General features: G+C 58.3%; 23 protein-coding genes. 18 read left to right on the top strand and 5 right to left on the bottom strand.

The annotated features are described in order from the left end of the window. Positions 1–212: 212 nt before the first annotated feature. Entirely contained in the window at positions 213–926 is a 714-nt protein-coding gene (locus ACZRKZ_RS10130) for an SIMPL domain-containing protein (RefSeq protein WP_463967216.1), read from the bottom strand. Between the two features lie 224 nt (positions 927–1,150). Between ACZRKZ_RS10130 and ACZRKZ_RS10135 the strand changes: the two genes are divergently transcribed. The 3 genes from ACZRKZ_RS10135 to ACZRKZ_RS10145 all read left to right on the top strand — a co-directional run bounded on the left by ACZRKZ_RS10135 (position 1,151) and on the right by ACZRKZ_RS10145 (position 4,785). Further along, positions 1,151–2,413 carry an ATP-binding protein gene (locus ACZRKZ_RS10135; protein ID WP_463981534.1) on the top strand — a complete coding sequence of 421 codons (1,263 nt, stop codon included), beginning with the start codon at positions 1,151–1,153 and terminating at the stop codon, positions 2,411–2,413. Continuing rightward, a complete protein-coding gene (locus ACZRKZ_RS10140; RefSeq protein WP_133099920.1) occupies positions 2,406–2,966 on the top strand; it encodes a response regulator transcription factor in 561 nt (186 codons plus the stop codon). Before ACZRKZ_RS10135 ends, ACZRKZ_RS10140 begins: the two co-directional genes overlap by 8 nt. Before the next feature lie 97 nt (positions 2,967–3,063). Continuing rightward, the gene (locus ACZRKZ_RS10145; RefSeq protein ID WP_463981535.1) at positions 3,064–4,785 is read left to right on the top strand and encodes an ABC transporter ATP-binding protein/permease; all 1,722 of its coding nucleotides are present in this window, start codon (positions 3,064–3,066) and stop codon (positions 4,783–4,785) included. A 67-nt stretch (positions 4,786–4,852) separates the two neighbouring features. Here the strand turns inward: ACZRKZ_RS10145 and ACZRKZ_RS10150 are convergent, their stop codons facing one another. Beyond that, positions 4,853–5,290 carry a Z-ring associated ZapG family protein gene (locus tag ACZRKZ_RS10150; protein ID WP_463981536.1) on the bottom strand — a complete coding sequence of 146 codons (438 nt, stop codon included), beginning with the start codon at positions 5,288–5,290 and terminating at the stop codon, positions 4,853–4,855. A gap of 147 nt (positions 5,291–5,437) precedes the next feature. Here ACZRKZ_RS10150 and ACZRKZ_RS10155 point away from each other — a divergent pair, with 147 nt between their 5' ends. The 3 genes from ACZRKZ_RS10155 (at position 5,438) to zapE (ending at position 8,617) form a co-directional block, all read left to right on the top strand. Continuing rightward, positions 5,438–6,067 (top strand): alpha/beta hydrolase, encoded by a 630-nt coding sequence (locus ACZRKZ_RS10155; protein ID WP_463981822.1) that lies wholly within the window; start codon positions 5,438–5,440, stop codon positions 6,065–6,067. Positions 6,068–6,091: 24 nt separating this feature from the next. Then, complete coding sequence (locus ACZRKZ_RS10160) at positions 6,092–7,444, top strand: tryptophan--tRNA ligase (RefSeq protein ID WP_463967212.1); 1,353 nt, start codon at positions 6,092–6,094, stop codon at positions 7,442–7,444. 78 nt (positions 7,445–7,522) lie between these two features. Beyond that, positions 7,523–8,617 (top strand): cell division protein ZapE, encoded by a 1,095-nt coding sequence (zapE, locus tag ACZRKZ_RS10165; RefSeq protein ID WP_463967211.1) that lies wholly within the window; start codon positions 7,523–7,525, stop codon positions 8,615–8,617. A 101-nt stretch (positions 8,618–8,718) separates the two neighbouring features. Here zapE and ACZRKZ_RS10170 read toward each other — a convergent pair whose 3' ends face one another. Then, a complete protein-coding gene (locus ACZRKZ_RS10170; protein WP_463981823.1) occupies positions 8,719–9,639 on the bottom strand; it encodes a GlxA family transcriptional regulator in 921 nt (306 codons plus the stop codon). 220 nt (positions 9,640–9,859) lie between these two features. On the opposite strand from ACZRKZ_RS10170, the gene ACZRKZ_RS10175 reads away from it, so the two are divergent. Then, positions 9,860–10,996 carry an acyl-CoA dehydrogenase family protein gene (locus ACZRKZ_RS10175; RefSeq protein ID WP_463967210.1) on the top strand — a complete coding sequence of 379 codons (1,137 nt, stop codon included), beginning with the start codon at positions 9,860–9,862 and terminating at the stop codon, positions 10,994–10,996. A gap of 109 nt (positions 10,997–11,105) precedes the next feature. Here ACZRKZ_RS10175 and ACZRKZ_RS10180 read toward each other — a convergent pair whose 3' ends face one another. Further along, positions 11,106–12,146, bottom strand: a complete 1,041-nt coding sequence (locus tag ACZRKZ_RS10180; protein WP_463967209.1) for an NADP(H)-dependent aldo-keto reductase — start codon at positions 12,144–12,146, stop codon at positions 11,106–11,108. 248 nt (positions 12,147–12,394) lie between these two features. Between ACZRKZ_RS10180 and rplM the strand changes: the two genes are divergently transcribed. The 8 genes from rplM to ACZRKZ_RS10220 all read left to right on the top strand — a co-directional run bounded on the left by rplM (position 12,395) and on the right by ACZRKZ_RS10220 (position 18,204). Next, positions 12,395–12,823, top strand: coding sequence for a 50S ribosomal protein L13 (gene rplM, locus ACZRKZ_RS10185; RefSeq protein ID WP_133099911.1), 429 nt, complete (start codon positions 12,395–12,397; stop codon positions 12,821–12,823). A 14-nt stretch (positions 12,824–12,837) separates the two neighbouring features. Then, complete coding sequence (rpsI, locus tag ACZRKZ_RS10190) at positions 12,838–13,230, top strand: 30S ribosomal protein S9 (RefSeq protein ID WP_133099910.1); 393 nt, start codon at positions 12,838–12,840, stop codon at positions 13,228–13,230. A 266-nt stretch (positions 13,231–13,496) separates the two neighbouring features. Then, positions 13,497–14,090: a ubiquinol-cytochrome c reductase iron-sulfur subunit gene (gene petA, locus ACZRKZ_RS10195; protein ID WP_149410858.1), complete on the top strand. Its 594-nt coding sequence runs from the start codon at positions 13,497–13,499 to the stop codon at positions 14,088–14,090. Beyond that, the gene (locus tag ACZRKZ_RS10200) at positions 14,090–15,301 is read left to right on the top strand and encodes a cytochrome b (protein ID WP_463981537.1); all 1,212 of its coding nucleotides are present in this window, start codon (positions 14,090–14,092) and stop codon (positions 15,299–15,301) included. The genes petA and ACZRKZ_RS10200 overlap by 1 nt, the downstream gene beginning before the upstream one ends. Next, complete coding sequence (locus ACZRKZ_RS10205; RefSeq protein ID WP_463967206.1) at positions 15,301–16,080, top strand: cytochrome c1; 780 nt, start codon at positions 15,301–15,303, stop codon at positions 16,078–16,080. Before ACZRKZ_RS10200 ends, ACZRKZ_RS10205 begins: the two co-directional genes overlap by 1 nt. A 148-nt stretch (positions 16,081–16,228) precedes the next feature. Continuing rightward, complete coding sequence (locus ACZRKZ_RS10210) at positions 16,229–16,846, top strand: glutathione S-transferase N-terminal domain-containing protein (RefSeq protein ID WP_133099906.1); 618 nt, start codon at positions 16,229–16,231, stop codon at positions 16,844–16,846. Between the two features lie 17 nt (positions 16,847–16,863). Beyond that, complete coding sequence (locus ACZRKZ_RS10215) at positions 16,864–17,283, top strand: ClpXP protease specificity-enhancing factor (RefSeq protein WP_133099905.1); 420 nt, start codon at positions 16,864–16,866, stop codon at positions 17,281–17,283. Positions 17,284–17,454: 171 nt separating this feature from the next. Beyond that, on the top strand, positions 17,455–18,204 hold the full coding sequence (locus ACZRKZ_RS10220) for a FadR/GntR family transcriptional regulator (protein WP_463967205.1): 750 nt from the start codon (positions 17,455–17,457) through the stop codon (positions 18,202–18,204). A 102-nt stretch (positions 18,205–18,306) separates the two neighbouring features. Here ACZRKZ_RS10220 and ACZRKZ_RS10225 read toward each other — a convergent pair whose 3' ends face one another. Further along, positions 18,307–19,464, bottom strand: coding sequence for a phospholipase (locus ACZRKZ_RS10225; protein ID WP_463981538.1), 1,158 nt, complete (start codon positions 19,462–19,464; stop codon positions 18,307–18,309). A gap of 235 nt (positions 19,465–19,699) precedes the next feature. On the opposite strand from ACZRKZ_RS10225, the gene kdgD reads away from it, so the two are divergent. The 3 genes from kdgD (at position 19,700) to ACZRKZ_RS10240 (ending at position 23,573) form a co-directional block, all read left to right on the top strand. Then, entirely contained in the window at positions 19,700–20,611 is a 912-nt protein-coding gene (gene kdgD, locus ACZRKZ_RS10230) for a 5-dehydro-4-deoxyglucarate dehydratase (RefSeq protein ID WP_463981539.1), read from the top strand. Positions 20,612–20,665: 54 nt separating this feature from the next. Beyond that, on the top strand, positions 20,666–22,111 hold the full coding sequence (locus ACZRKZ_RS10235) for an aldehyde dehydrogenase family protein (protein ID WP_463981540.1): 1,446 nt from the start codon (positions 20,666–20,668) through the stop codon (positions 22,109–22,111). Positions 22,112–22,208: 97 nt separating this feature from the next. Then, positions 22,209–23,573 (top strand): MFS transporter, encoded by a 1,365-nt coding sequence (locus tag ACZRKZ_RS10240; protein WP_463981541.1) that lies wholly within the window; start codon positions 22,209–22,211, stop codon positions 23,571–23,573. Positions 23,574–23,581: the final 8 nt, after the last annotated feature.

The following is a 23,581-nucleotide window of genomic DNA, read 5'->3' on the forward strand; positions in this document are numbered from 1 at the left end:
CTGGGGTCGAAGCCGGCGGGGCTGGCTTCGGAGCAGTACACCAGGGTGGTTGCGGCTTGGGCCATTGGCATAAACGCCAGCAGGCCGGCAGCGAGGAGCCGCGGTTTAAAGGCGATTCTTTCCATGGGGCCCCCTGACGTGGCAGGTACAAACTGCCCAAACGAAAACGGCGGTCACCGAGGTCACCGCCGTTCAGGTTCATCAGGTAGGGGTCAAGGCATCGAGACTTCGATCACACCATCCGCGCTCATGCTGACCTGGCTGGTGCCGGCCTCGACTTCAGGTGTAGGCGCTGAATCCATGGCCGCTGCTTTCATCATCATGCCGCCACGCGCATACGGTTGTGGATAACCATTGGTGTTGAAGTTCAGGTTGACGATTTTGTAGCCCTTGCCACCCAGTGCGTCGGTGGCCAGTTGGGCACGGGCCTTGAACGCGGCAACGGCTTCTTTCAGAAGGGCGTCTTCGCTGGCCTTGCGGGTCGGGTTGGCGATGGCGAAGTCCATGCTGTCCATTTTCAGGTTGGTCAGCATCTCGCCGGTTAGCTTCGACAAGGCAGCAAAGTCCGAACTTTCCATGCGCAGTTCGGCGCGTTCACGCCAGCCGGTGATCTTCTGGTTCTTGTTGTCGTAGATTGGGTAGCTGTTGCGGCTGCCCTGACGCAGGGTGACGCCTTTGACTTCGCGCGCCTGGGCCAGCGCCTTGTTCATGGTGGTGGTGATTTCGGCGGCCAACTTGCCCGGGTCGGTGTTCTGCGACTCGGTGTAGAGCGTGACGATCATCTGGTCACGGGCCACTTCCTGGCTGACTTCGGCACGCAGGGAAATCTGGTTGTAATGCAGCTCATCGGCGGCCAGTACGGGTAGGCTGGCAAGGGTGCTGGCGCTGAGGGTAATAACGGCGGCACTGCGAGTGAAACGTGACATGGAAGCTCCTTGGGGGTGATCTTATTCGGTAAGACTGTAGACGGTCTGTTCGGGTTCAGCGGGTTACACATTCTCTACAACTTTCAGGGGCGTCGACGAACGGTCAACTCACCCAGCTCGTTCGTTAAAGATGACCTGCGTCAAAGGGCCACACGCTCGCTGACTGTACTGTCGCTTCGTTTATACTCGATCCGATCCGCCTGGAGCGCTCATCAGGAGAGCTCATGCTCGCCCCCGTACAACTAACTTCCGCCACTCGCCAGAACCTCTGGCGCCTGACGTTTATCCGCACCCTGGTGCTGGCCGCACAGGCCGGTTCGGTGGGGCTCGCCTATTGGTTCGACTTACTGGTGCTGCCTTGGCTGCAACTGGCAGTGACCCTGGGTGTCTCCACGGTGCTGTGCGTCTTTACCGCTATTCGCCTGCGCACCACGTGGCCGGTGACCGAGCTGGAATACGCCCTGCAACTGGCGTGTGATCTGTTTATCCACAGCGTGCTGCTGTATTTCTCCGGCGGTTCCACCAACCCCTTTGTCTCTTATTACCTGGTGCCGCTGACCATCGCCGCGGTGACCTTGCCGTGGCGTTATTCGGTAGTCCTGTCTGGCATTGCGTTGACGCTTTACACCTTGCTGCTGGCGCGGTTCTACCCGTTGCAGACGTTCCCCATCGCCCGGGAAAACCTGCAGGTCTACGGCATGTGGCTGAGCTTTGCCTTGGCGGCGGCGGTGATTACGTTCTTCGCCGCGCGCATGGCCGAAGAGTTGCGCCGTCAGGAAGAACTGCGGGCTATTCGCCGCGAGGAAGGCCTGCGCGACCAGCAGTTGCTGGCCGTCGCCACCCAGGCGGCCGGCGCGGCCCATGAGTTGGGCACGCCGTTGGCCACCATGAGTGTGTTGATCAAGGAGATGCGCCAGGATCATCACGACCCGGCGTTGCAGGATGATCTGAGCGTGCTGCAGGACCAGGTCAAACTGTGCAAGCAAACCTTGCAGCAGTTGGTGCGCGCTGCCGAAGCCAACCGTCGCCTGGCGGTGGAGATGCAAGACGTCACCCAGTGGTTGGACGAAGCGCTGAACCGCTGGCACTTGATGCGTCCCGAAGCCAGTTATCGCTTCCACTTGCTGGGGCAGGGCACGGTGCCACGCATGGCGCCACCGCCAGACCTGACCCAAGCGTTATTGAACTTGCTGAACAATGCCGCCGACGCCTGCCCGGAAGGGCTGGAAGTGCAGTTGGACTGGGATTATGAAAACCTCACCGTCAGCATTCGCGATCACGGCGCCGGTGTGCCGCTGGCCATTGCCGAGCAGATTGGCAAGCCATTCTTTACCACTAAGGGCAAAGGTTTCGGCCTGGGCCTGTTTTTGAGCAAGGCCAGCGTGACCCGCGCTGGCGGCTCAGTGAAACTCTACAGTCATGAGGAAGGTGGCACGCTCACCGAGCTGCGCCTGCCCCGTGTCGCACGAGGAGACACCAATGAGTGACGAGATTCAAGTCGAAGGCGAAGAACTGCCGCATCTGTTGCTGGTAGATGATGACGCTACCTTTACCCGCGTGATGGCCCGCGCCATGAGCCGGCGCGGTTTTCGCGTCAGCACCGCGGGGTCGGCCGAAGAAGGCCTGGCCATCGCCGCGGCGGACCTGCCGGACTATGCCGCCCTGGACCTGAAAATGGACGGTGACTCCGGCTTGGTGCTGTTGCCCAAGCTGCTGGAACTGGACCCGGAAATGCGCGTGCTGATACTCACCGGGTATTCCAGCATCGCCACCGCCGTGGAGGCCATCAAGCGCGGCGCCTGCAATTACCTGTGCAAGCCGGCGGATGCTGACGACGTGCTGGCCGCCTTGCTTTCCGAGCACGCCGACCTCGACACGTTGGTGCCGGAAAATCCGATGTCGGTGGACCGCTTGCAGTGGGAACACATCCAGCGGGTACTGACCGAGCACGAAGGCAATATCTCCGCCACGGCCCGCGCCTTGGGCATGCATCGGCGCACCCTGCAACGCAAACTGCAAAAGCGTCCGGTACGACGCTGAACGGCGGCTGAACAACTCGCTTCAGGCAGCACGGAGTCCTGGGCCGATCCTCTATGATCGGTTCAACGCCTGTCCTCTCTCCAGTCGAGCCTGAACGATGAATCAGAACGCTGAGTATTCTGCGGTCAACGATGCGGTGCGTGGGCAATTCTTGCGGCGGGTATGGCGACTGATCACCCCTTACTGGCGCAGTGAGGAGAAGGGCAAGGCCTGGCTCTTGTTGCTGGTGGTGTTGGGGTTATCGCTGTTCAGCGTGGCCGTCTCAGTGTGGTTCAACAGTTGGAACCGCGACTTCTACAACGCCCTGGAAAAGAAAGACTACGACGCCTTCACCCATCTGCTGATGTACTTCAGCGTGATCGCTGTAGTGGCAATCGTCACCGGTGTATTTACGTCCTATCTGCAGCAAATGCTCACCATCCGCTGGCGGCGCTGGCTTACCGAAACCTATTTCGCCAAATGGTTGAACCAGAAGAATTACTATCACCTGGAATACGGCGGTTACACCGATAACCCCGACCAGCGTATCTCCGAAGACCTCAACGCCTTTACCAGCAGCACCCTGAGCCTGGGGCTGGGTTTTATCAGCAACCTAGTGAGCCTGGTGTCGTTTTCGGTGATTTTGTGGGGCGTGTCCGGCAGCATCGAGGTGTGGGGTATCACCATTCCCGGCTACATGTTTTGGGCGGCATTGGTGTACGCGGTGGTGGGCAGTTGGTTGACCCACCTGATCGGTCGACGGCTGATCGGCTTGAGCAACCGGCAACAGCGCTTTGAGGCTGACCTGCGTTTCAGTTTGGTACGTGTGCGCGAGAACGCCGAAAGCATTGCCCTGTTCAATGGCGAGCCCAATGAGCACCAGCAACTGAGCGCGCGTTTCGGGCGGGTCTGGAGCAACTTCTGGAGCATCATGCAGCTCAAGAAACGCCTGAATTTTTTCACCAGCGGTTATTCGCAGATCGCCATTATCTTTCCCTTCGTGGTGGCAGCGCCGCGTTACTTCGCCGGCAAAATCGAGTTGGGCGTGCTGATGCAAGTCGCCCAGGCGTTTGGCAGTGTGCAGGGCAGCCTGAGCTGGTTTGTCGACGCGTACACCGTGCTGGCCAGTTGGCGTGCCACGTGTGATCGTCTGCTCAGTTTCGGCCAGGCCATGGACGATAACGAAGAGCGCGTGATGGGTATCGAGTTACAGCGCCAGGGCGGCGATTTGCAGATGAATAATCTGAGCCTGGATCTGGCGGACGGCCGTCATCTGCTTGATGGTGCCAACCTGACGGTCACGGCAGGCGATCGACTGATGCTCAGCGGTCGTTCTGGCGGCGGTAAAAGTACCTTGCTTCGGGCCATGGGCAACCTGTGGCCAAACGGCCATGGCAATATTCGCCTGCCGGCCGAACGCTACCTGTTCCTGCCGCAAAAGCCGTATCTGCCGATTGGCACCTTGCGCGAGGTGTTGAGTTATCCACAGCCTGATGGTGCCTATCCTGCTGAACGTTATACACAGGTCCTGGAAACCTGCCGCCTGGGGCATTTGATTCCTCGCCTGGAGGAGGCCAATCATTGGCAGCGCATGCTTTCGCCGGGTGAGCAGCAGCGTTTGGCGTTTGCTCGGGCGTTGTTGTTTGAGCCGCAATGGCTGTACATGGACGAGGCCACTTCGGCGATGGACGAGGAAGATGAGGCGACGCTGTATCAGGAGTTGATCGACCAGTTACCGGGGTTGAGCATCGTCAGTGTCGGTCACCGCAGCAGCCTCAAGCGCTTCCATGGGCGGCATGTGCGGATCGAAGGCGGGCAGCTGCAAGAACAGGCGGTCTGAGACGCCCAACAAAAAGCCCGGCTGATCATCGATCAGTCGGGCTTTTCAGTGTTGCTTGAAAGCGGACTTACTTCTTCAAGCCGTAATGCTCATCCAGCATGCCTGGGGCATTCGGCGTTTTTGGCGCGTAGTCCCGAGGTGGTTCCTGATTTTCCCGTGGAGGGGTCAGGCGTTCCCGTGGTGCTTGCGCCGCATCGGGATGCAGTGCGGCCAGCAGACGCTGACGAGTGATGTCGTCCAGGGCCAGGCGGTTGGCGCCCTCGGCGAGGTGATCTTGCACTTCCTGATAGCTCTGAGTGAGCTTTTTTACCAGGGTCGCGGTGCTATTGAAGTGGGTAACCACCTCATTCTGATAACTGTCAAAACGTTCCTGAATGTCATCCAACTGCCGCTGCGTGCGGTTAGGCGCCGCATTGGGCAGCAGGCGAGCAACCAGGAATCCAATGGCGACACCGGCAACCAGGGCAAGAGTCGGCAACAACCAAACTAAGAGCGAGTGTTCCACGAGTCCTTCCTCTATAAACGGCTTTGCTTTACGTTAACGGCTCGGACCTGCGCTGTATACCGCGATTAAGCTCGCAATGATGCCATGCACAGACTTTTAGCTAGACGAGTCGACCCTTTGAGAGGTCACGGAGTTCCTTCCTTGCTGATGCGTGAAACCCCCGTTTTGATCGATGGTCCGGTAGGCCAATTGGAAGCCTTGTATCTGGATCACCCCGAGCCACGTGGCCTGGCGCTGATCTGCCACCCTAACCCGGTGCAGGGCGGCACCATGCTCAATAAAGTGGTTTCGACCCTGCAACGCACCGCCCGCGATGCCGGGTTGATCTCCTTGCGCTTCAATTACCGCGGTGTCGGCGCCAGCGCCGGGACTCACGACATGGCCACTGGTGAAGTGGACGATGCCGAAGCGGCCGCCGCCTGGCTGCGTGAAAAGCATCCCGACCTGCCCATCACCCTGCTGGGGTTTTCCTTTGGCGGATTTGTTGCAGCAAGTCTCGGTGGCCGCCTGGAAGCCAAGGGCGAAAAACTTGCGCACTTGTTCATGGTGGCGGCAGCGGTCATGCGCCTGCGCGATCAGGACGTGTTGCCACAGAACTGCCCATTGACCCTGATCCAGCCGGAAACCGACGAAGTGGTCGACCCACAGGCCGTCTACGACTGGTCAGCAGCCTTGAATCGCCCCCATGAGCTGCTGAAAGTGGCAGAATGCGGACACTTTTTTCATGGCAAGCTGACCGATCTCAAGGATCTGGTCCTGCCGCGCCTTTCGAATTGATAGCAGTCTGATAAGCGATTACCCATGACGACTCGTACCCGTATCCTCACCGGCATTACCACCACCGGCACGCCACACCTGGGCAACTACGCCGGCGCCATCCGCCCGGCGATCCTTGCCAGCCAGGACGCCAACGCCGACTCCTTCTACTTCCTGGCCGACTACCACGCCCTGATCAAATGCGATGACCCGCAGCGTATCCAACGCTCGCGTATGGAAATCGCCGCGACCTGGCTGGCGGGTGGCCTGGATGTAAATCGGGTGACTTTCTACCGTCAGTCCGACATCCCGGAAATTCCCGAGCTGACCTGGCTGCTGACCTGCGTCGCGGCCAAGGGCCTGCTCAACCGCGCCCACGCCTACAAGGCCTCAGTGGACAAGAACCTGGAAAACGGTGAAGACCCGGATGCGGGGATCACCATGGGTTTGTATAGCTACCCGGTGCTGATGGCTGCGGACATCCTGATGTTCAACGCCCACAAGGTGCCGGTGGGTCGTGACCAGATCCAGCACGTGGAAATGGCCCGTGATATTGGCCAGCGCTTCAACCACCTGTTTGGCAATGGCAAGGAGTTCTTCACCATGCCGGAGGCGCTGATCGAAGAAAGCGTCGCCACCTTACCGGGCCTGGATGGCCGAAAAATGTCGAAAAGCTACGACAACACCATCCCGTTGTTCACCAGCGCCAAGGACATGAAGGACGCCATCTCGCGGATTGTCACAGACTCCCGTGCTCCGGGCGAAGCCAAGGACCCGGACAATTCGCACCTGTTTACCTTGTATCAGGCGTTTGCCACCAAGGCCCAGGAAAGCGAGTTCCGTGACGAGTTGGTCAACGGCCTGGGCTGGGGCGAGGCGAAGAGCCGTCTGTTCCAGCTATTGGACGGCCAGTTGGGCGAAGCCCGTGAGCGCTACCACCTGTTGATGTCCCGCCCTGCTGACATGGAAGACCTGCTGCTGATCGGCGCCAAGAAAGCCCGCGCCGTGGCCGCGCCATTCCTCAGTGAGCTGCGTGAAGCTGTAGGCCTGCGTTCGTTTGTCGCCCAGACGGCGGTTGCCGCCACCACCAAGAAGAAAACCGTGAAAGCTGCACGCTTCGTCAGTTTTCGCGAAGACGGTAGCTTTCGCTTCCGTCTGCTGGCGGCCGATGGCGAGCAACTGTTGCTGTCGCGCAACTTTGCCGATGGCAAGGCTGCGGGTGCGGTGACCAAGCAACTGCAGTCGGGTGAGGCGTTGGACGTGCGCAGCGAAGCCACCAGCTTCAGCGTGTGGCTCGAAGATGCCTGCGTGGCTGACAGTCCGGCCTTCCCCGATACCGCGTCGCGGGATGCCGCCATCGAAGCCTTGCGCATCGCGTTGACCCCTATCGAGGATTGACCCGACCAAGGGTTGATTGCCATTCTCCGGGGCCGTCGTTACAGTGACGGCCCGTTTTTGTTGCCTTGCTAACGAATTATGACGCCTCTAGAACGATATCAAGCTGATCTGAAACGCCCCGAATTCTTCCATGATGCCTCCCAGGAAACGGCGGTGCGTCATTTGCAGCGCTTGTACGACGATCTGGTCCAGGCCTCGCAGAACAAGCCGGGGATGTTCAGCAAGCTGTTTGGCAAGAAAGACCACACGCCGGTCAAGGGCCTGTACTTCTGGGGCGGCGTAGGGCGTGGCAAGACCTACCTGGTGGATACTTTCTTCGAAGCGCTGCCCTTCAAGGAAAAGGTTCGGACTCACTTCCACCGCTTCATGAAGCGCGTGCACGAAGAGATGAGGACCCTGCCGGGCGAGAAAAACCCGCTGACTATCATCGCCAAACGCTTCTCCGACGAGGCGCGGGTGATCTGTTTTGATGAGTTTTTCGTTTCTGATATCACCGACGCCATGATCCTCGGCACGCTGATGGAAGAGCTGTTCAAGAACGGCGTGACCCTGGTTGCCACTTCGAACATCGTGCCTGACGGCCTGTACAAGGACGGTCTGCAGCGTGCGCGCTTCTTGCCGGCCATTGCGCTGATCAAGCAGAACACCGACATCGTCAACGTCGACAGTGGCGTTGACTATCGTTTGCGCCACCTCGAACAAGCGGAGTTGTTCCATTCTCCGCTTGACGATACCGCCCAGGAAAGCCTGCGCAAAAGCTTCCGTGCCCTGACGCCGGAATGCACCCTGGCGGTCGAGAACGACGTACTGATGATTGAAAATCGCGAAATTCGTGCCCTGCGCACATGCGAAGATGTGGCCTGGTTCGACTTCCGCGAACTGTGCGACGGCCCCCGTAGCCAAAACGACTACATCGAGTTGGGCAAGATCTTCCACGCCGTGATCTTGAGCGGCGTCGAGCAAATGAGCGTCACCACCGACGACATTGCCCGACGCTTTATCAACATGGTCGACGAATTCTACGACCGTAACGTCAAGCTGATCATCTCGGCCGAAGTCGAACTCAAGGACCTCTACACCGGTGGTCGCTTGAACTTCGAATTCCAGCGGACGTTGAGCCGCTTGCTGGAAATGCAATCCCACGAGTTCCTGTCGCGGGCGCATAAGCCTTAGGGCGTGTGAGCGAAACACCAAAAGGCCTGCAGCGATGCGGGCCTTTTTAATGCGCTCCAGAAAACATTGCTGAGCAATGTGAGAGCCGGGCTCGGGTTTAGTTATGCCGCCTGCTGAAACTGCTGCCGATACTGGTTCGGCGACAGCTCCGTGTGCTGCCTGAACAACCGTGCAAAGAAGCTCGCATCGTCATAACCCACCTCGTAGCTGATGGTCTTGATGCTTTTGCGGCTGCCCGAAAGCAAACCCTTGGCGGTTTCGATGCGCAGGCGTTGCAGGTAGTGCAGAGGCTTGTCGCCGGTGGCGGTCTGGAAGCGGCGCATGAAGTTGCGGATGCTCATGCCGTGTTCGCGGGAGACGTCTTCGAAGCGGAACTTGTCGCAGAAGTGTTCTTCGAGCCAGTGCTGGATCTGCAGGATGATCACGTCCTGGTGCAGTTTCTGGCCACCGAAGCCGATGCGCCCCGGTGCGTAGCTGCGTTGTACTTCGTAGAGAATATCGCGGGCCACGGCCTGGGAGATGTTGGCGCCGCAGAAGCGTTCGATCAGGTAGATGTAGAGATCGCATGCTGAGGTGGTGCCGCCGGCACAGTACAGGTTGTCGGCGTCGGTCAGGTGTTTGTCCTGATTGAGCTGGACCTTGGGAAAGCGTTCGCTGAAGGCGTTGAAAAAGCGCCAGTAGGTGGTCGCTTCCTTGCCGTCCAACAGCCCGGCTTCAGCGAGCCAGAACACCCCGGTGGCTTCGCCACAGAGCACGGCGCCGCGGGCGTGTTGTTCACGCAGCCATGGCAGCACTTGCGGGTAGCGCTTGCACAGCGAGTCAAAATCGTCCCAGAAGGCCGGGAGGACGATGATGTCAGCGTTTTCCAGGCCGCCGTCCACCGGCATAATTACATCGCTGAAGCTGCACACGGGCAGCCCGTCGGGGCTGACCAGGCGGGTTTCAAATGCCGGTGTAAGGCCCTGGCCCAGCTGTTTGCCGTAGCGCAGGCTGGCGAGGTGGAAGAAATCCTTGGCTTGCATGAGGGTTGAAGCGAATACCCGATCAATGGCCAAAATACTGACGCGCCGTAAGGGCGTGGAGATTTGGTTAGACATAATTTCATTTATTCTTATAGGGGAAAGTGGTCACCAGACGGCTGGATCGTCTTATTTTTTGTCGCATGTGTCCAGTGTCCTGTGACGTCCGCGCAGCTTAGGCTCTGTGATCTTGTTCTTGTCTGACAATCCACGCAGGTGACCCATGATCCCCAGAACCTTGTTCAGTTCGGAACACGAACTCTTTCGCCAGAGCGTGCGAACCTTCCTCGAAAAAGACGCTGCGCCTTTCCATGGGCAATGGGAAAAGCAGGGGCACATTGATCGCAGCCTGTGGAACAAGGCGGGGGAGGCGGGGATGCTCTGCTCGCATCTGCCGGAAGAGTACGGTGGGCTGGGGGCGGACTTTCTCTACAGCACGGTGGTGATCGAAGAGATCGGTCGCCTGGGGTTGACCGGGATTGGTTTCTCGCTGCATTCGGACATTGTCGCGCCGTATATCCTGCATTACGGCAGTGAGGCGCTGAAACACAAGTACCTGCCCAAGCTGATCTCTGGGGAGATGGTCACGGCCATCGCCATGACCGAGCCAGGTGCTGGGTCCGACCTGCAAGGGGTGAAGACCACGGCGATGCTGGATGGCGATGAGTACGTGATCAACGGCTCCAAGACCTTTATAACCAATGGTTTCCTGGCGGACCTGGTGATTGTCGTCGCCAAGACTGATCCCAAGGCCGGCGCCAAGGGCACCAGTCTGTTTCTGGTGGAGGCCAATACGCCGGGCTTCGACAAGGGCAAACGCCTGGAGAAGGTCGGTATGAAGGCCCAGGACACTAGCGAGCTGTTCTTTCAAGATGTGCGCGTGCCCAAGGAAAATCTACTGGGCCAGGCAGGGGCGGGCTTCGCTTACCTGATGCAGGAGTTGCCCCAGGAACGGTTGACGGTCGCCATTGGCGCCTTGTCATCGGCCGAAGCGGCATTGCAATGGACTCTGGAGTACACCCGCGAGCGCAAGGCGTTTGGCAAGGCAATTGCCGATTTCCAGAACACCCGCTTCAAGCTGGCAGAGATTGCCACTGAGGTGCAGATCGGCCGGGTGTTTGTCGACAAGTGCCTGGAACTGCACCTGCAAGGCAAGCTCGACGTGCCTACAGCGGCGATGGCCAAATACTGGACCACTGACCTGCAGTGCAAGGTGCTCGACGAGTGCGTGCAGCTCCACGGCGGCTACGGCTACATGTGGGAATACCCGATTGCCCGAGCCTGGGCAGATGCGCGGGTGCAGCGGATTTATGCGGGGACCAATGAAATCATGAAGGAGATTATTGCGCGGGCGCTTTGATCTTGCGGTGTCTCTGAGGGCCTCATCGCGGGCAAGCCCGGCTCCCACATCTGGAATGCATTTCAACTGTGGGCCTCGGGCCTGCTCGCGATGGCGATCTACCTATGTATCAAGGTGCAGGATTTGGATGATCCTTCTGAATCGCCTCGATCCCTGTCAGGACGTCATCCGACAGCTTCAGATCGAAGCTGGCAATGTTGCTGTCCAGTTGCTCCAGCGTCGTGGCGCCAATGATATTGCTGGTCACGAACGGTTGCTGTGTCACAAAGGCCAGCGCCATTTGCGCCGGGTCCAGGTCGTGTTCCCGGGCCAGTGCGACATAACGACTGCACGCCGCTTCCGACTGGGCATTGAAGTAGCGACTGAAGCGGCTGTACAGGCTCAGGCGACCGTTTGCCGGGCGCGCGCCACCTTCGTATTTGCCGCTGAGCATGCCGAATGCCAGGGGCGAGTAGGCCAGCAGGCCGCACTGTTCGCGGATGGCGATTTCCGCCATGCCCACTTCAAAGCTGCGGTTGAGCAGGTTGTAGGGGTTCTGGATTGACACGGCTCGGGTCCAGCCACGGGCCTCGGCCAGGGCCAGGAACTTCATGGTGCCCCACGGCGTTTCGTTGGACAGGCCGATGTGGCGGATCTTGCCGGCCTTGACCTGCTCGTCCAGGGCTTCGAGGGTTTCTTCCAGCGGCGTCAGGTCGTCTTCTTCCTTGTGCTTGTAGCTCAGTTGCCCGAAGAAGTTGGTGCTTCGCTCTGGCCAATGCAACTGATACAGGTCGATCCAGTCGGTCTGCAAGCGCTTGAGGCTGGCGTCCAGGGCATCGACGATGTGCTTGCGGTTATGCTTGAGCTTGCCGTCGCGGATGTAGTCGATAGTGTTGCCGGGGCCGGCGATCTTGCTGGCCAGGATCCAGTCGGCACGGTCGCCGCGGCTTTTGAAGTAATTACCGATATAGCGTTCGGTGCTGGCGTAGGTCTCAGCCTTGGGCGGTACCGGGTACATTTCCGCGGTATCGAGAAAATTTATCCCCGCGCTCTTGGCCCGTTCAATCTGTGCAAAGGCCTCTGCCTCGCTGTTTTGCTCGCCCCAGGTCATGGTCCCGAGGCAGATCGCGCTCACGTTCAGATCGGTTCGGCCCAGCTGTCGATAATCCATCGGGTGCTCCTTCGAGGAAAACAATCATAAAAGCAGGTTGAAATTTTTTTCGCAATCTGCATAATTGCCCACCTCTTTCTGCAGTGGAAGTGATGCGCCGCCTGCCGAAGAATCTTGCCGTTGAACGGACGCGCTGACCCGAGCCCCCGATAGCGTCTGTATCCGGCTGCCTTTGACTTGTCAAAGTACGCACTATTCAGTAAGATCCGCCGTCTAATTTACAGGGCGGCCCCTGAGGCTATTAAAGAATGACAACTTTTACTGCAAAACCGGAAACAGTTCAGCGCGACTGGTTTGTCGTCGACGCTGCTGGTCAGACCCTGGGTCGTCTGGCCACTGAAGTCGCCAGCCGTCTGCGTGGCAAGCACAAGCCTGAGTACACCCCTCACGTTGATACCGGTGACTACATTGTCATCATCAACGCTGAGCAGGTTCGTGTGACCGGCAAGAAAGCCCAAGACAAAATGTACTACCGTCACTCCGGTTTCCCGGGCGGTATCAAGTCTGCCAATTTCGAAGGCCTGATCGCTCGTAAGCCTGAAGCCCCGATTGAACTCGCGGTCAAAGGTATGCTGCCTAAGGGCCCACTGGGTCGCGACATGTATCGCAAGCTGAAAGTCTATGCGGGCGCTGCTCACCCTCATGCTGCTCAGCAGCCCCAAGAACTGAAGTTTTAACGGAATAGTTCATTATGTCGGCGACTCAAAATTACGGCACTGGCCGTCGCAAAACCGCAACCGCACGCGTTTTCCTGCGTCCGGGCACTGGTACCATCTCGATCAACAACCGCACTCTGGAAAATTTCTTCGGTCGCGAAACTGCCCGCATGGTAGTTCGTCAGCCGCTGGAATTGACCGAGACTGCTGAGAAGTTCGACATCTACGTCACTGTTATCGGTGGCGGTGTAAGTGGTCAAGCTGGCGCAATCCGCCACGGTATCACTCGCGCTCTGATGCAGTACGACGAAACCCTGCGTGGCGCTCTGCGCAAAGCTGGCTTCGTTACTCGCGATGCTCGTGAAGTTGAACGTAAGAAAGTCGGTCTGCGTAAAGCGCGTAAGCGTCCGCAGTACTCGAAGCGTTAATTCGCTTTACGTTCCAGAAAACGCCCAGCCTCCTCGCGGAGCTGGGCGTTTTTTATGGCTTGCGTTTTATGTGCGTTTTTTCACTGTGACAACTTGCCACATCCGTAGACGCCCTATACTACAAGGCTTGGAGTTTGGGTCTGGGGTAATTACCTTGTCAGGGGTGGGGCTTTTCATTACCATTCGGCAAAATTTTTATAAGTTCAGATTTAATACTTAGTAGACGCCTGATTTAACAGGCCAAAAAGCTGATGGGAGAGGACTGAATGAGCAATGACGGCGTGAATGCAGGCCGGCGTCGCTTCTTGGTAGCAGCCACGTCCGTGGTGGGTGCTGCAGGAGCGGTGGGGGCTGCGGTCCCGTTCGTGGGGTCATGGTTTCCCAGTGCCAAGGCGAAAGCCGCAGGTGCACCGGTGAAAGTGAATGTTGGCAAGATCGAGCCAGGCCAGCAGATGATTGCTGAGTGGCGCGGTCAGCCAGTATTCATCGTTCGTCGTACCGAGGAAATCCTGGGGAACCTGAAGAAGATCGAAGGCCAGTTGTCTGACCCCACATCCGAAAGTTCCGACCAACCCGCCTACGCCAAGAACGAAGCGCGCTCGATCAAGCCAGAGATTCTGCTGCTGGTCGGTCTGTGCACTCACCTGGGTTGCTCGCCTACCTTCCGCCCGGAAGTTGCGCCCGTGGATCTGGGCAAGGACTGGGTCGGGGGGTATTTTTGCCCGTGCCACGGCTCTCACTACGATTTGGCCGGTCGTGTCTACAAATCGCAACCTGCGCCATTGAACCTGCCGGTTCCACCGCATAACTACGAGTCTGACGACGTCATTGTCATTGGTATCGATAAGGAGAGCGCGTGATGAGCAAGTTAATGGATTGGGTTGATGCGCGCTTTCCCGCCACCAAAATGTGGGAAGACCATCTCAGCAAGTACTACGCCCCGAAGAACTTCAACTTCTTCTACTTCTTTGGCTCCCTGGCACTGCTGGTGCTGGTCAACCAGATCGTTACCGGTGTCTGGCTGACCATGAGCTACACCCCGTCGGCGGAAGAAGCCTTTGCTTCCGTTGAAGGTATTATGAGGGACGTCAACCACGGCTCCATCTTGCGCTTGCTTCACGCGGTCGGCGCTTCGATGTTCTTCATCGTGGTCTACCTGCACATGTTCCGTGGCCTGCTCTACGGCTCGTACCAGAAGCCTCGTGAGCTGGTGTGGGTGTTTGGCATGCTGATCTACCTGGCGCTGATGGCAGAGGCCTTCATGGGCTACCTGCTGCCGTGGGGCCAGATGTCCTACTGGGGCGCCCAGGTGATCATCTCGCTGTTCGGTGCGATCCCGGTCATCGGCAACGACCTGACCCAGTGGATTCGTGGTGACTACCTGATTTCCGGGATCACCCTGAACCGCTTCTTTGCCCTGCACGTGGTGGCCTTGCCGATTGTTATTCTCGGCCTGGTGGTGCTGCACATTCTGGCGCTGCACGAAGTCGGCTCCAACAACCCCGACGGCGTGGACATCAAGAAGCACAAGGACGAGAACGGCATCCCGCTGGATGGCATTCCTTTCCACCCGTACTACACCGTGAAAGATATCGTCGGCGTAGTCGTGTTCCTGTTCGTCTTCTGCTCGATCGTGTTCTTCTTCCCCGAGATGGGCGGCTACTTCCTTGAGAAGCCGAACTTCGAACAGGCGAACGCCTTCAAGACCCCGGAACACATTGCCCCGGTCTGGTACTTCACCCCGTTCTACGCGATTTTGCGGGCGATCCCCGACAAGCTCATGGGTGTTATCGCCATGGGTGCGGCCATTGCTGTGTTGTTCGTGCTGCCGTGGCTCGACCGTAGTCCGGTCAAGTCCATGCGCTACAAGGGCTGGCTGAGCAAAATCTGGCTGTGGGTGTTCTGCATTTCGTTCGTGATCCTGGGCGTGCTGGGTGTATTGGCACCGACTCCGGGCCGTACGTTGCTGTCGCAGATCTGCACCTTCCTGTATTTCGCCTACTTCATTCTGATGCCGTTCTACACCCGGCTAGAGAAGACCAAACCGGTTCCGGAAAGGGTGACTGGCTGATGAAAAAATTATTCGCTGCATTGATTCTTGCTGCCCTGCCGGTGCTGTCCTTCGCGGCTGGACTCGGCGCGGAACTGGAAAAAGTCGACATCGACGTCTCTGACAAGGCTGCAATGCAAGATGGCGCACGTACCTTCGCCAACTACTGCATGGGCTGTCACAGCGCCAAGTTCCAGCGTTACGAGCGCGTGGCCGACGACTTGGGTATCCCCCATGACCTGATGCTCAGCAACCTGGTGCTCACCGGCGCCAAGATCGGCGACCACATGAACATCGGCATGCAACCTGCCGACGCCAAGGCCTGGTTCGGTGCGGCACCGCCCGATTTGACCCTGGTGGCCCGTGTTCGTGGCACCGACTGGCTCTATGGCTACCTGAAATCCTTCTATGAAGACCCGACGCGTCCTTGGGGTGTGAATAACAAGGTGTTCCCGAATGTCGGTATGCCTAACGTTCTGGTCGGCCTGCAGGGTCGCCAAGTGGTAGGATGTAAGCAAGTTCAAATCGTCGAGAACGGCAAGAAGCAGTATGATCCGCTTACCGGTACGCCTTTGACTCATGAAGCGTGCGATCAGCTGACCATAGTGCCGAAGTCCGGTACGCTGAACGAAGAGCAGTTCGACGAGAAGGTCAAGAATCTGGTGACCTTCCTGGCCTACTCGGCCAACCCAGTGAAGCTGCAGCATCAGCGCATTGGTACCTATGTATTGCTGTACCTGGCCTTCTTCTTCGTATTCGCTTATCTACTTAAGCGCGAATACTGGAAGGATGTGCATTGATCAAACTGTAAGCAATTGCTGTTAATCGTGCGCGCCCAAGGGCGTCTCTGGTAGCGGGTCCGGGTTTCATCCGGACGTTACGTGAGACGCCCTTTGGGCGCGCTCGTTTTTGAGCTTCCGATAATTTCAACAAGCGAGGAGGACCGCCATGGGCGTGACCAATCGGTTGGCCTGTTACTCCGACCCCGCTGACCAATATTCCCACCGAGTACGCATCGTGCTCGCAGAGAAGGGTGTCAGCGCCGAGATCATTACTGTGGAGGCAGGTCGTCACCCGCCGAAACTGATCGAAGTGAACCCTTACGGCAGCTTGCCCACCCTGGTCGATCGTGACCTGGCGTTGTGGGAGTCAACCGTGGTGATGGAATATCTGGATGAGCGTTACCCCCATCCGCCGTTGCTGCCGGTATATCCGGTGGCGCGTGCCAACAGCCGCTTGCTGATCCATCGGATCCAGCGTGACTGGTGTGGTCTGGTGGACCTGATTCTGGATTCGCGCAGTAAAGAAGCCGCCCGTGTTCAGGCGCGCAAGGAATTGCGCGAGAGCCTGACCGGTGTTTCGCCGTTATTCGCGGACAAACCTTTTTTCCTCAGCGAGGAACAAAGTCTGGTGGATTGCTGCCTATTACCCATACTCTGGCGTTTGCCGATTCTGGGCATTGAGCTGCCGCGGCCTGCCAAGCCGCTGCTTGATTACATGGAGCGCCAGTTTGCGCGTGAGGCTTTCCAGGCGAGTCTGTCTGGTGTCGAACGCGATATGCGCTAAGGCTTAAGGAGCCGCTGATGAACTCCAGTCGACCGTACCTGGTCCGCGCGCTCTACGAGTGGATAGTGGACAACGATTGCACCCCGCACATGCTGGTTAATTCCGAGTTTCCTGCGGTTCAGGTACCGCAAGGTTTTGCCAGTGACGGACAGATCGTCCTGAACGTTTCACCCAGTGCCGTGCGACAGCTGCACATGGACAATGAAGCGGTCAGCTTCGAAGGGCGTTTCGGCGGTGTGCCGCATACGCTGTACGTGCCCATCGGCGCGATCCTGGGGATTTATGCCCGGGAGAATGGCCAGGGCATGGTGTTTGATCTGGAGTCGTCTCTTGACGATGACGAAGCGATCGAACTTGATGGCGATGATAATCTGCCGCCGCCGGATTCCGAGCCGCCACGCCCTACTGGCCGGCCGAGTCTGAAAGTGGTGAAGTAACAGAGCGCGAGCCTTCGGGCGAGTGTTTAAAAATGCCTCGGCTTTGCCGGGGCATTTTTTTGTCCGACACAACAGGCCGTGGGATGCGCATGAAAGTCGTGGCTGGGCGGTGATCGTACAACTGGCATGGGCTATGATGCCCCTTTAGTTCGTCGAGATAGATGATTGATCATGGAAAACTCCAACACCGCCCCTCGTCTTCCCCGCAAGCGCCGCAGCCTTGCCCAGGAATTGGTCACGGTGCTGTCCGAGCAAATCCGTGACGGTCAGCTCAAGCGTGGCGACAAGTTGCCCACCGAGTCGGCAATCATGAATGCCCATGGCGTCAGCCGTACCGTGGTGCGCGAAGCTATCTCCCGGTTGCAGGCTGCAGGGCAGGTGGAAACCCGCCACGGTATCGGCACCTTCGTGTTGGATACGCCAAGCCCCAGCGGTTTTCGTATCGACCCGGCCACTGTGGTGACCTTGCGCGATGTGCTGGCTATTCTGGAACTGCGTATTAGCCTGGAAGTGGAATCTGCCGGCCTCGCCGCCCAGCGTCGTAACGACGAGCAACTGGCAGGCATGCGCGCGGCCCTCGACGCCCTGAATGAAAGCGCGGCCCACGCGGGTGATGCGGTGGCGTCGGACTTCCAGTTTCACCTGCAGATTGCCCTGTCTACTGGCAACCGCTACTTCACCGATATCATGACCCACCTGGGTACCAGCATTATCCCGCGTACTCGTTTGAATTCGGCGCGCCTGGCCCATGATGACCAGCAGCACTATATGAGTCGCCTGAGTCGCGAACACGAAGAGATTTATGAGGCGATCGCTCGCCAGGATTCGGACGCGGCGCGGGCGGCGATGCGCCTGCACTTGACCAATAGCCGTGAGCGGCTGCGCCATGCCCATGAAGAGGCAGAGGCGCAGCGCGGTTAAAAGTATCAATGTGGAGCTGTCGAGCTTTAGCGAGGCTACGAATGCATCGCAGCCTCGCTGGGGCTCGACAGCTCCTACGGGTTTACCTTTGCGGCGGCGCGCTTAACTGGCAGGCTGATTCGGCTTGTAGTCCTTGAGCAACAGATACGTACTCCAGCCCCACCAATCATTGGTCCACTGCTTGTCGTTCAGGTTGTTGACGTCCTTGCGTCGCAGCACCTGGTCGCCTTCAGCCTTGAACAGCGCAGAGAAGTTATTGGCCGGGTTTTGCGCGGCATTCAGGTCCGGCACATAAAGCAGCGCCTTGAAGTTGGCCGGGGAGGGTGCGATGCCGCTGATAAACGTTTCGAATACTTCGTCCGCCGAGGCCTGTACGGCGCGTTTGACCTGCGCACGGTTGGCCGCGTCGTTTGCATCGAAATAGCGTTTGTCACCGTAGGCGTGCCATTGATCGCCCAAGGCATTACGCACATTGAGCCCGAACTTGCTGTCCTCGTCGTGCATGAATCGGCTGATCAATGAGCCCAGTTCACCCGGCGTAACCACTGCTGCCAGTTGCTTGCGTGGTACCCGCAGGTGGCCGGCTGAAAACAGATCGGTCAAAAAGTGATCAGCAAAGCTGTTCATGGCGTAAGCCAGTTCCAGTGCCTGGTCGGTGCCACTTTGATGCGCCACGACGGCTTGTTGCAGCGCCGCCGTATGGCCCGCCTGATAGGCCGACAATGCCCACTCGCCGAAGTGATCGGCATTGTCCGCAGCCAGTAGCAAATAGCGCCCTAGCGGAATCAGCGCCGACACGGCACTGCCGCCGCCGGTGATGCGGTTCCACTCCTCGGACAACGTATCACCCAGGGCATCGTAGGCTTCATGGGGTTGCTTGCCATCCCTGATCGCCTGGTTGACCGCGTTGATCTCCTTTTGCATCACCGCGAGGATCTTGCCCGCCTCATCTCGTGACGCCGGCAATACCGCCAGCGAGTTGAAGGCAGCAGTAAAGCGTCGCACCCGATCACCGGGCGACGCGCCATCGTTGATGGGCTGACCGGGGATGCCATAGAAGTCACCGCCCAAGGAAATGATCTGGCCGTAGGTCAGTGCCAGGCCGTTGGGCAGGTGCAACTCGACCTGTCGGGCAGGAATCGCCGGGGCATCCTTGACGAAACGCAACAGTGTGTCATCGCCGATGGCCGTGTGTTCACCCCCTTCGAAACGCAGGGTTGGCGGTTTTTTTTCAGTAGTAGCGAGTTCAAGATCTGACATGTTAGCTCCTTGCTATGTCGTGGGAATCTTCCTTTTGGCTGTATGTATATACAGCTATTTCGATAATAGCGGAATAATTGCCTACGTCAAGAAGAGAGTTCTCAAACCTCAACCCTTTCACAGGGCTGATGAATTGCAGTTGACGGATCTTTTTATAGTTGTACGATGACGTACGACATCAAGATGATTTTCAACAACCTCTCAACAGAAAGTCTTTACCCAGGGTGTTCGAATAATGAATCCACAAGAACTGAAGTCCATCCTTTCATCCGGTCTGCTGTCTTTTCCCGTGACCGACTTCAACGCCCAAGGTGATTTCCACCAGGCCGGCTACATCAAACGCCTGGAATGGCTGGCCCCTTATGGCGCCACTGCCTTGTTCGCCGCTGGTGGCACTGGTGAGTTTTTCTCCCTGGCGGCCAGCGAATATTCACAAGTAGTAAAAACCGCCGTCGATACCTGCGTTAACAGCGTGCCGATCCTTGCTGGTGTCGGCGGTTCGACCCGCCAGGCCATCGAATATGCCCAGGAAGCCGAGCGTCTTGGTGCAAAAGGTCTGTTGCTGCTGCCGCACTACCTGACCGAAGCCAGCCAGGACGGCGTCGCCGCCCACGTTGAAGCCGTGTGCAAGTCGGTAAAAATCGGCGTGGTGGTTTACAACCGCAACGTCTGCCGCCTGACCGCGCCGCTGCTGGAACGCTTGGCCGAACGCTGCCCGAACCTGATCGGCTACAAGGACGGCCTGGGTGACATTGAACTGATGGTGTCGATCCGACGTCGCCTCGGTGATCGTTTCAGCTACCTCGGCGGCCTGCCGACTGCAGAAGTCTACGCAGCGGCCTACAAGGCCCTGGGTGTGCCGGTGTATTCCTCGGCGGTGTTCAACTTCATTCCGAAAACCGCGATGGATTTTTATCACGCCGTTGCGCGCGAAGATCACGCCACCGTCGACAAAATCATCGACGACTTCTTCCTGCCGTATCTGGATATCCGTAACCGCAAGGCCGGTTACGCCGTGAGCATCGTCAAGGCAGGGGCAAAAATTGTCGGTTTCGACGCAGGTCCTGTGCGTACGCCGCTGATCGATCTGCTGCCGGAAGAATACGAAGCCCTGGCCGCGCTGATCGACAAGCAAGGCGCGCAATAACCCATCACCAAGGCCGCTGAGTAATCAGCGGCCTTTTGCGTCAGGAGAAGATTTGTGTCCCAAGCCAAGCGTTTTGAAAATTACATCGACGGCCAATGGGTGGCCGGCGCCGACTACTCGGCCAATATCAATCCGTCAGAGTTATCTGATGTCATTGGTGAGTTTGCCAAGGCCGACCTGGCTCAGGTCAATGCCGCCATCGACGCCGCCCGAACTGCTTTCCCGGCCTGGTCGACCTCCGGCATCCAGGCTCGTCATGACTCCCTGGATAAAGTCGGCAGCGAAATCCTCGCCCGTCGTGAAGAACTCGGCACATTGTTGGCCCGGGAAGAGGGCAAGACCTTGCCCGAAGCCATCGGTGAAGTGACCCGCGCCGGTAACATCTTCAAGTTCTTCGCCGGCGAATGCCTGCGCCTGTCCGGCGATTACCTGCCGTCGGTGCGCCCGGGTGTCAACGTTGAAGTGACCCGCGAAGCCTTGGGTGTGGTCGGCTTGATCACCCCGTGGAACTTCCCGATTGCCATCCCTGCCTGGAAAATCGCTCCGGCCCTGGCCTACGGCAACTGCGTCGTGCTCAAACCGGCCGAACTGGTGCCGGGTTGTGCCTGGGCCCTGGCAGAAATCATCTCCCGCGCCGGTTTCCCTGCTGGCGTGTTCAACCTGGTGATGGGCAGCGGCCGTGTTGTAGGCGATGTATTGGTCAACAGCCCGAAAGTCGATGGCATCAGCTTTACCGGTTCCGTGGGTGTCGGTCGGCAGATCGCTGTCAGTTGTGTGTCGCGCCAGGCCAAAGTACAGCTAGAGATGGGCGGCAAGAACCCGCAGATCATCCTCGACGATGCTGATCTCAAGCAGGCCGTCGAGCTGTCGGTGCAGAGCGCGTTCTACTCCACTGGCCAGCGTTGCACCGCGTCCAGCCGCTTTATTGTTACCGCCGGGATCCACGACCAGTTTGTCGTGGCCATGGCTGAGCGCATGAAGTCGATCAAGGTCGGCCATGCCCTGAAAAGCGGTACCGATATCGGCCCTGTGGTTTCCCAGGCCCAGTTGGACCAAGACTTGAAATACATCGACATCGGCCAAAGGGAAGGCGCGCGACTGGTGAGCGGTGGCGGCCTGGTGACCTGTGACACCGAAGGCTACTACCTGGCGCCGACACTGTTTGCCGACAGCGAAGCTGCCATGCGCATCAGTCGTGAAGAGATTTTTGGTCCGGTGGCCAACGTGGTTCGTGTCGCGGATTACGAAGCAGCGCTGGCCATGGCCAACGACACCGAGTTTGGCCTGTCGGCAGGTATCGCCACCACGTCGCTGAAGTACGCCAACCACTTCAAGCGCCACTCCCAGTCCGGGATGGTAATGGTCAATCTGCCGACCGCTGGTGTGGATTATCACGTTCCTTTCGGTGGCCGTAAGGGCTCATCCTACGGTTCGCGTGAGCAGGGTCGCTATGCGCAAGAGTTCTACACCGTGGTGAAAACCAGCTACATCGGGTCGTAAACGCAATACCTCTGTAGGAGCGAGCGAGTTCGCTCCTACAGAAAGCAAAGCCAAGACAATCACCCGCAAAAAAAATAATTAGTGGGAGTACTTCTACATGCAAGCGACCAAGCCGACCCATGTCCGCTATTTGATCCTGCTCATGCTGTTTCTGGTGACCACGATCAACTACGCCGACCGCGCCACTATCGCCATCGCGGGCTCCAGCCTGCAAAAAGACCTCGGCATCGACGCGGTCACCCTCGGTTATATCTTCTCCGCATTCGGTTGGGCCTACGTGGCTGGGCAAATTCCCGGCGGCTGGCTGCTGGACCGTTTTGGCTCGAAAAAAGTTTACGCCTTGAGTATCTTCACCTGGTCGCTGTTCACCGTGCTGCAAGGCTATGTCGGTGAATTCGGGATCTCGACTGCCGTGGTTGCGCTGTTCATGCTGCGCTTTCTGGTGGGCCTGGCTGAAGCGCCATCCTTTCCCGGTAACGCGCGCATTGTCGCCGCCTGGTTTCCCACCGCCGAGCGCGGTACGGCCTCGGCGATCTTCAATTCGGCGCAATACTTCGCCACCGTATTGTTTGCACCGCTGATGGGCTGGATCGTCTACAGCTTCGGCTGGCAGCACGTGTTTATCGTGATGGGCGTGATCGGCATCGTGTTCTCGCTGATCTGGCTGAAAGTTATCCACAGCCCGCGCCAGCACCCGCTGATCAACGAGGCTGAGCTCAAGTACATCGCTGAAAACGGTGCCATGGTCGACATGGACCAGGACAAGGGCAAAGACAAGAAAACCGACGGTCCGAAGTGGGATTACATCCGCCAACTGCTGACCAACCGCATGATGGTCGGCGTGTACCTGGGCCAATACTGCATCAACGGCATCACTTACTTCTTCCTCACCTGGTTCCCCGTGTACCTGGTCCAGGACCGTGGCATGACCATCCTCAAGGCCGGCTTCATCGCCTCGCTGCCGGCGATCTGCGGTTTTATCGGTGGCGTGTTGGGCGGGGTGATTTCCGATTACCTGCTGCGCAAGGGCCATTCGCTGACCTTCGCCCGCAAGGCGCCGATCATCGCTGGCCTGCTGATCTCCAGCAGCATCATTGCTTGTAACTACGTGGACGTTGAATGGATGGTGGTGGGCTTCATGGCCCTGGCCTTCTTCGGTAAAGGCGTTGGCGCACTGGGTTGGGCGGTGGTGTCTGACACCTCGCCGAAACAGATCGCGGGCTTGAGCGGTGGGTTGTTCAATACCTTCGGCAACCTGGCTTCGATCACCACGCCGATTGTGATTGGCTACATCATCAGCACCACTGGCTCGTTCAAATGGGCTCTGGTGTTTGTTGGCGCCAATGCGCTGGTGGCGGTGTTCAGCTACCTGGTAATCGTCGGCCCGATCAAGCGTGTGGTGCTTAAAGAGCCGCCGAGCAAAGGCCCTGAGCTGACTAAACTTTCCCAAGCGCATTCCTGAAGGGGCCC

This window comes from Pseudomonas sp. c313 (assembly GCF_055407145.1).

Excerpts from the sequence above, each read along its gene's own strand:
- ACZRKZ_RS10130 (WP_463967216.1), bottom strand. The coding sequence starts at position 926 with ATGTCACGTTTCACTCGCAGTGCCGCCGTTATTACCCTCAGCGCCAGC.
- ACZRKZ_RS10135 (WP_463981534.1), top strand. The coding sequence starts at position 1,151 with ATGCTCGCCCCCGTACAACTAACTTCCGCCACTCGCCAGAACCTCTGG.
- ACZRKZ_RS10140 (WP_133099920.1), top strand. The coding sequence starts at position 2,406 with ATGAGTGACGAGATTCAAGTCGAAGGCGAAGAACTGCCGCATCTGTTG.
- ACZRKZ_RS10145 (WP_463981535.1), top strand. The coding sequence starts at position 3,064 with ATGAATCAGAACGCTGAGTATTCTGCGGTCAACGATGCGGTGCGTGGG.
- ACZRKZ_RS10155 (WP_463981822.1), top strand. The coding sequence starts at position 5,438 with ATGCGTGAAACCCCCGTTTTGATCGATGGTCCGGTAGGCCAATTGGAA.
- ACZRKZ_RS10160 (WP_463967212.1), top strand. The coding sequence starts at position 6,092 with ATGACGACTCGTACCCGTATCCTCACCGGCATTACCACCACCGGCACG.
- zapE (WP_463967211.1), top strand. The coding sequence starts at position 7,523 with ATGACGCCTCTAGAACGATATCAAGCTGATCTGAAACGCCCCGAATTC.
- ACZRKZ_RS10170 (WP_463981823.1), bottom strand. The coding sequence starts at position 9,639 with ATGCAAGCCAAGGATTTCTTCCACCTCGCCAGCCTGCGCTACGGCAAA.
- ACZRKZ_RS10175 (WP_463967210.1), top strand. The coding sequence starts at position 9,860 with ATGATCCCCAGAACCTTGTTCAGTTCGGAACACGAACTCTTTCGCCAG.
- ACZRKZ_RS10180 (WP_463967209.1), bottom strand. The coding sequence starts at position 12,146 with ATGGATTATCGACAGCTGGGCCGAACCGATCTGAACGTGAGCGCGATC.
- rplM (WP_133099911.1), top strand. The coding sequence starts at position 12,395 with ATGACAACTTTTACTGCAAAACCGGAAACAGTTCAGCGCGACTGGTTT.
- rpsI (WP_133099910.1), top strand. The coding sequence starts at position 12,838 with ATGTCGGCGACTCAAAATTACGGCACTGGCCGTCGCAAAACCGCAACC.
- petA (WP_149410858.1), top strand. The coding sequence starts at position 13,497 with ATGAGCAATGACGGCGTGAATGCAGGCCGGCGTCGCTTCTTGGTAGCA.
- ACZRKZ_RS10200 (WP_463981537.1), top strand. The coding sequence starts at position 14,090 with ATGAGCAAGTTAATGGATTGGGTTGATGCGCGCTTTCCCGCCACCAAA.
- ACZRKZ_RS10205 (WP_463967206.1), top strand. The coding sequence starts at position 15,301 with ATGAAAAAATTATTCGCTGCATTGATTCTTGCTGCCCTGCCGGTGCTG.
- ACZRKZ_RS10210 (WP_133099906.1), top strand. The coding sequence starts at position 16,229 with ATGGGCGTGACCAATCGGTTGGCCTGTTACTCCGACCCCGCTGACCAA.
- ACZRKZ_RS10215 (WP_133099905.1), top strand. The coding sequence starts at position 16,864 with ATGAACTCCAGTCGACCGTACCTGGTCCGCGCGCTCTACGAGTGGATA.
- ACZRKZ_RS10220 (WP_463967205.1), top strand. The coding sequence starts at position 17,455 with ATGGAAAACTCCAACACCGCCCCTCGTCTTCCCCGCAAGCGCCGCAGC.
- ACZRKZ_RS10225 (WP_463981538.1), bottom strand. The coding sequence starts at position 19,464 with ATGTCAGATCTTGAACTCGCTACTACTGAAAAAAAACCGCCAACCCTG.
- kdgD (WP_463981539.1), top strand. The coding sequence starts at position 19,700 with ATGAATCCACAAGAACTGAAGTCCATCCTTTCATCCGGTCTGCTGTCT.
- ACZRKZ_RS10240 (WP_463981541.1), top strand. The coding sequence starts at position 22,209 with ATGCAAGCGACCAAGCCGACCCATGTCCGCTATTTGATCCTGCTCATG.